Raw genomic sequence first — 6,000 nt, 5'->3', positions numbered from 1 at the left:
GAGACATCAGCCATTACCTGATGCATCGCTACAACTGGATCAGACCGCATCAATTCAACGACGGGCTGCCGCCTGCGGTGGCCGAAGAAAAACTTAACCCACTGTCCGGGATGGGTTGACCACTACAGTTTCAGCGCGGCACAGGCTTCGGCGTAGGTGAGCGGCTCATCAGGCTCCTTGGGTGGCCGCCCTTCATGGGGCGGAAACTCATCGGGATGTTCTTCCAACCAGGTGGCGTAAGCCCGCGCCTCATCGGTGATCGGTTGCAGTAAGGTGATGACCCGCTTGACGACCGGCTCCATCTCCGGTTTAACGACGGGCTTCAGCGTGACCTTGATTATCTTTTCCGCGTACCAGCGGAGGAACAGGCGCCGATTGCCCTGGGCATCCTCCTTGAACACTAGGCAATCCAATTCAACATCCGCCAATTCACCCACGCGACTCGGGGCGCTCAGCAACAGCGCACAGGCGGATGTCACAACGATATCGAGCGGGCGGATCAATGCGTTATTGAACATCTCCCCGAGCGCTTTGATCGCTTCGGGGCTGGGCAGTTTCTGTTCCCGATCCGCTTTTTGCTGTTTGAGCGTGCCACGCGGCTTCCTCGCCAGTGGAGAGGTCCACCGGAAATCGGTCTTGAGCAGTTTTTTGGCCCGCATCAGGGTGATGAGGGCCTCAAGTTCCAGCCCGTAATGATATGCGTTGTCGCCTTTTGCCCAGTGACGACTCAGGTGCTCGCACGCTCTATTACAGACAGCGGCGGACACCCGCGTCACATCCCGCGTGCCGGTCAACTCGAACAGGGCGGCTTCCAGCGCCTTCAGGGCTTTCAGCCAGCCATCTATCGTTTTTTTCTGCAAATACACCCGCCGGTACACCATGATGGCCTTGGCAAACTCCGTGAATGGTGCCTGCATCGCCTTTGGGGCTGCCTTGGTCGATCCCAGCGCCGCGAAGCTACAGCTTGGGACGCCATGCGCGTGCCAACTGCCGTCCTCCCAGCGAATACTTGCGTGCACGTGATTGGGAATGCCTTTGGGCAGGGTCTGTTTTGCCCATTGGATAAACGCCGCGGGCTGAGCTTCCGCAGCCAGGTGGGTTCTGGGCTTAAAATCGACAATGTTGTTCGTCGGTTCAGAATCAAAGGCTTCGGTCATTCGCCGTTCCTCCCTGATTGGCGCATGGCCTCACAATCCAGAATCACCTTGCGGCACGCCAGAATGGCCCGATCCCAGAGTACGCCGGTCGTTTTATCCGTGGCAATGGTTTGCGCCCGCCGACGTTCCAATCGCTCAAGGACCGCACGGTGATTGGCGTTCAGCAGGGGTTGGAATTTTCCGCATGCGTAACAGGTAAAGGGCGCATCGAGATGGCAGGCGGCAGTGGCACCGCACACTGCCACATCCTCGATTTGTCGATCTGCGCGATCCCCGTTCTTCGCTGAGGTGCGATCCGTGACGATGATCCCGGTGAACGCATTCACAACCAAAGCCAGATGGTCGCTCATCTTCGCGTCGATCAACGCCAGCAGCTCAGCCGACACTTGGCGGTACTTTCGCACTGTCCGAGTGTCGCTGTGCATCAATGCGCGGGCCATCGTCCACTCATCCAGCCCGGCATTGGACAGGTCCGTGCCGAGGGTGTGCCTGAACCGGTGCCCCCTCGTCACCTTAAGCGGCTGATGGGTGCGAGGCGAAATCGGAAAGCCCTCCATCCGCTCGATGCGCTCAAGCCATCCCCCAACCGTGGCTGCTCCCACATGAAAATCCAGCTGCGGCGACTCTTCGAGGGCTTTTTGCAGAGGGGAATCGAGCAAAACAGGGGGATTAAACCGCTCCGAAAATTCTCTCTCATCATCCAGCTTCCGACGAAAGAGCGGCACATTCTCAATGGCTGCATTCCAGTCGGCACCGTCTGGATAGGTTTGCCAAAGTTGCGCCAGAACCGTGGCCTTGTAGGCTTGCACGGTGTTGTAGAGATCCTCATCCAGGCTGAAGGCTTCGGACTTTGTTCGCCATCCCGCCTCGCCGTCTTTTTGTTTTGCCCAATGAAACCTGACCTTGCAGCCCTGATCGGTCTTCGTGAAATCACTAAAAACCATCATGCGTACCTGAGCGCCACGCTGCCCGTAAATCATCAACAGGCGCAGATACAGGTACTGCTCGGGATCTAGCTGACCGTGACAGAACTGCTCATGTATCCATTGGTGCAGCCCGTCCTGCTCCAACTGGGTGAACGGGCCTTCTTCGGGGTCCAGGCTGAGAACCACATCCTTGCTGGAACGCTTTTTCCTGGGCAGTGCCTGGTAGGCCTCGATCAGGGTTCGCGGCGGACGTTGTTCGAGGGATTCGCAGTCGCGCCAAAAGGCCATGAAAGCGGCTAGCACGCTGAACCCGGACCTGGTAAAGCGCTCCCGCAGAGCGATCAGGTGATCCTCGTTGAGCGGGTCAAGCCTGGCCTGAGCAGCCCGCGACAACACGCTGGCGAACTGAGCAACCGAGCCCGCTGCCTGATCGGCCATGCGGTAGGCTAGAGCGGCGTGCAACCAGGGCTGCCAGTCCGGTGAGACGCAGGCAATGGCCGCTTGCCAGTTGACTGAGAGACTGGCCGATTTATCCGGTTTCCACATCGGTTCGGCGGGTGTGAACACCTCCCCACATTTCGCCAGTCGAGGCGTGCTCAGCCATGCATCGTGGCTTTCCTTCGTGGGGGCCCGAAGTGCTTCGATGGCGATGTTCACGCTGAAACTCCTGGTGTCGTGCCGGCCTTCTGACGATTGGCCTTAAATCGCTCTGCCCGTTTCTGTATCGCTTTGTCTGCCTCTTCCTTCCAGAACTTCGCGCCGTAGAGGCCCGGCATGTTCGATTCGGGACTCCAGCCGAACATCCATGTGAGGGTCTTTTGAACTTGCGTGGTGCGATCCTCCGGCGTGAGCGCTGCCAGCTCCTCACGCATGCTTTCCAGCATGGTGTAGACCGCGTCATGCCTGAGAATATGCGGGTGCACATGAGCCAGTTCCGGCGCTATTTCTCGAACCCTGGGCAGAACGCCATCCACCGCTTTGATGGTCAGAGGTCCGCCCTCATTGCGCTTGTGAGCCACCAGCAAAAACGGATGGCTTCTCGCTTGCGATGCGCCGCTACGGGGCTTTCTGTGGCGATATTTCGATTCGTACTCAGTGATTGCGTCATACAGGTCGTCAGTCATCACCAGCATGCGCTCGTGGGTTTTGAATTGCGGGGCCATGGTTCGTGGATCGAGGCTCTCATCCTCCAGGTTGACCACCGCCAGTTGACGACTGTGCCAGTGAATATCGCTGGTCTTGATCAGCAGCATCTCGGAGCGTCGCAGCCCCATGTCGAGACCCAACAGCAAAATGATGTAGTTACGCAGCTTGATGGCTTCATCTGAAAAGGGGTTCTCTGTGCTATCCGGATGCATTATTTCCAGCAAGCGAGTTCGCTCCAGGCTGGTAAGCCCCTTCATTTCGTCCGTTCGCGTTTTTTTCCACGAAGGGCTGGCTGCGCTGATCTTGCGGTTGAGGCGCTTCTTCAGATCGTCAACCGCCTCATATCGTGTTGAGTGATCACCCAACTTGTCATAGAGGAAGGCAAGATAATCGCGTACCGCCTCGATTCGCTGCCGCGCATGGACTTTGCCAACGGATTTGTAGGCAGTCGGATGCAAACGCATCCCCGCGTACTTCATGGCCAGGGTTTCCTTGCTGAACCCCGCGTCCGACACAAACCTAGAAAGTTCAGTGTCTGTCAGGTATTGGCTGGCAGGGCGCTGCTCGATGCGAGAAATCAGATCAATAGAGGAAAAAGCTAGAAACTGCTCAAGCACAACTAAATGCTCAAGGTACTTCTTTGTTGTTTCCAGTGCTCTGCCCGAGTGCTCCATGGTCATGTAGAGGTTGGGGTAGTAAACCGGGACGTAGTCTTGCACCAGCAGCTTTCTACGAGCACCATTCACCACCTGCTCTATGACCTGGAGACCCATATTGTTCCCTCATAAAAAATAACTTTTCTAAGTATAGTCAGGAACAAGTTAAGGTCAACGCAAAATCTAACGTTTTGCTTTCCAAAATTTAAGCGCTTGCCGCTACCATAAAGCACTGAAAAAACGGGATTAAAGGCGAATCAAACCATGTCCAAAAGTGACAAAGCAGGCAAAACAGGCTCTTACGTCTACACCATGCACCGGCTGAGCAAGGTCGTTCCGCCGAAGCGTGAGATTCTCAAGAACATCTCCCTGTCGTTCTTCCCTGGCGCCAAGATTGGCGTGCTCGGTCTGAACGGCGCCGGTAAATCCACCCTGCTGCGCATCATGGCCGGTGTCGACACCGAGTTCGACGGCGAAGCCCGCGCCATGCCGGGCATCAATGTCGGCTATCTGCCGCAGGAGCCGCAGCTCGATCCCGAGAAGACCGTGCGCGAAGTCGTCGAGGAGGCGGTTGGTGTGATCAAGGACGCCCAGGCCCGCCTGGATGCCGTCTACGCCGCCTACGCCGAGCCGGACGCCGATTTCGATGCCTTGGCTGCCGAGCAGGCCAAGCTCGAAGCGATCCTGCAGGCATCCGACGGTCACAACCTGGAGCGCCAGCTGGAAGTCGCCGCCGATGCCCTGCGCCTGCCGGCGTGGGACGCCAAGGTCGCGCACCTGTCCGGCGGAGAGAAGCGCCGCGTCGCCCTCTGCCGCCTGCTGCTGTCGGCCCCGGACATGCTGCTGCTGGACGAACCGACCAACCACCTGGACGCTGACTCGGTGGCCTGGCTGGAACGTTTCCTCCATGACTTCCCGGGCACCGTGGTAGCGATCACCCACGATCGTTACTTCCTCGACAACGTCGCCGGCTGGATTCTCGAACTCGACCGCGGCGCGGGCATCCCGTACGAAGGCAACTATTCCGGCTGGCTGGAAGCCAAATCGGCGCGTCTCGCGCAGGAATCCAAGCAGCAGTCGGCCCATGAAAAGGCCATGAAGGAAGAACTGGAATGGGTGCGCAAAGGCGCCAAGGCCCGCCAGTCCAAATCCAAGGCTCGCCTGCAGCGCTTCGAGGAAATGCAGTCGCAGGAATTCCAGAAGCGCGCCGAGACCAACGAGATCTACATTCCGGCCGGCCCGCGCCTGGGTGACAAGGTCATCGAATTCAAGAACGTCACCAAGGGCTATGGCGACCGCGTACTGATCGACAACCTCTCCTTCAGCGTGCCGAAAGGCGCCATCGTTGGCGTGATCGGTGGTAACGGTGCCGGTAAGTCGACCCTGTTCCGCATGCTGATGGGCAAGGAAACCCCGGATTCCGGCAGCATCGAAATCGGCGACACCGTGCAATTGGCCTGCGTGGATCAGAGCCGCGACGACCTGGAAGGTGGCAAGACCGTCTGGGAAGCGGTCTCCGATGGCCTGGACCAGATTCGCATCGGCAACTACGAGGTGCCGTCGCGCGGCTACGTCGGCCGCTTCAACTTCAAGGGCGCCGACCAGCAGAAGTTCGTCAAGGATCTCTCCGGCGGCGAGCGCGGCCGTCTGCACCTGGCGCTGACCCTCAAGCAGGGCGCCAACGTGCTGCTGCTCGACGAACCCTCCAACGACCTCGACGTGGAAACCCTGCGCTCGCTCGAAGAGGCGCTGCTGGACTTCCCCGGCTCGGCCATCGTGATCTCCCACGACCGCTGGTTCCTCGACCGCGTCGCCACCCACATCCTCTCCTACGAGGACGATGGCGGTGTCGTGTTCTTCGAAGGCAACTACACCGAGTACGAAGCCGATCGCAAGAAGCGCCTCGGTGACGCTGCCTCCCAGCCACACCGAGTCAGGTACAAGAAGCTCGCGCAGTAACGGTTGCACCAGACGAACGGAGCCCAAGCGGCTCCGTTCTTGCGTCACAAAGACGACTATCGACTAGTAGCAAAACGCCTTATGCCGGATAATTGCCGCTTTTCGATAACCGGCCGGCGATCATCCACCGCGCCAACCTAGCGACAGAGGGAACTT

The 6,000-nt window shown here is 58.6% G+C and carries 3 protein-coding genes and 1 pseudogene; 1 reads left to right on the top strand and 3 read right to left on the bottom strand.

Annotated features, from left to right (window positions below):
- Positions 1-125: 125 nt before the first annotated feature.
- The 3 genes and pseudogenes from BHD08_RS21155 to BHD08_RS21145 all read right to left on the bottom strand — a co-directional run.
- Positions 126-1,157 (bottom strand): annotated as a pseudogene (locus BHD08_RS21155) (hypothetical protein); the annotation flags it as partial.
- Positions 1,154-2,740 (bottom strand): tyrosine-type recombinase/integrase, encoded by a 1,587-nt coding sequence (locus tag BHD08_RS21150; RefSeq protein ID WP_125024786.1) that lies wholly within the window; start codon positions 2,738-2,740, stop codon positions 1,154-1,156. The pseudogene BHD08_RS21155 and the gene BHD08_RS21150, both read right to left, overlap by 4 nt.
- Positions 2,737-4,002, bottom strand: coding sequence for a site-specific integrase (locus tag BHD08_RS21145; RefSeq protein WP_008567154.1), 1,266 nt, complete (start codon positions 4,000-4,002; stop codon positions 2,737-2,739). Before BHD08_RS21145 ends, BHD08_RS21150 begins: the two co-directional genes overlap by 4 nt.
- Positions 4,003-4,149: 147 nt before the next feature.
- On the opposite strand from BHD08_RS21145, the gene ettA reads away from it, so the two are divergent.
- A complete protein-coding gene (gene ettA / locus BHD08_RS21140; protein ID WP_125024784.1) occupies positions 4,150-5,844 on the top strand; it encodes an energy-dependent translational throttle protein EttA in 1,695 nt (564 codons plus the stop codon).
- Positions 5,845-6,000 lie beyond the last annotated feature (156 nt).

It is taken from the genome of Pseudomonas sp. SCT (assembly GCF_003864275.1).
Classification (GTDB): domain Bacteria; phylum Pseudomonadota; class Gammaproteobacteria; order Pseudomonadales; family Pseudomonadaceae; genus Stutzerimonas; species Stutzerimonas stutzeri_AE.
Note: the sequence above shows the minus strand (reverse complement) of the source record. Positions and strands in the feature narration are given on the sequence as shown.

Bases quoted from the DNA above. Each gene is read 5' to 3' on its own strand.
- BHD08_RS21145 (WP_008567154.1), bottom strand. From the start codon at position 4,002: ATGGGTCTCCAGGTCATAGAGCAGGTGGTGAATGGTGCTCGTAGAAAG.
- ettA (WP_125024784.1), top strand. From the start codon at position 4,150: ATGTCCAAAAGTGACAAAGCAGGCAAAACAGGCTCTTACGTCTACACC.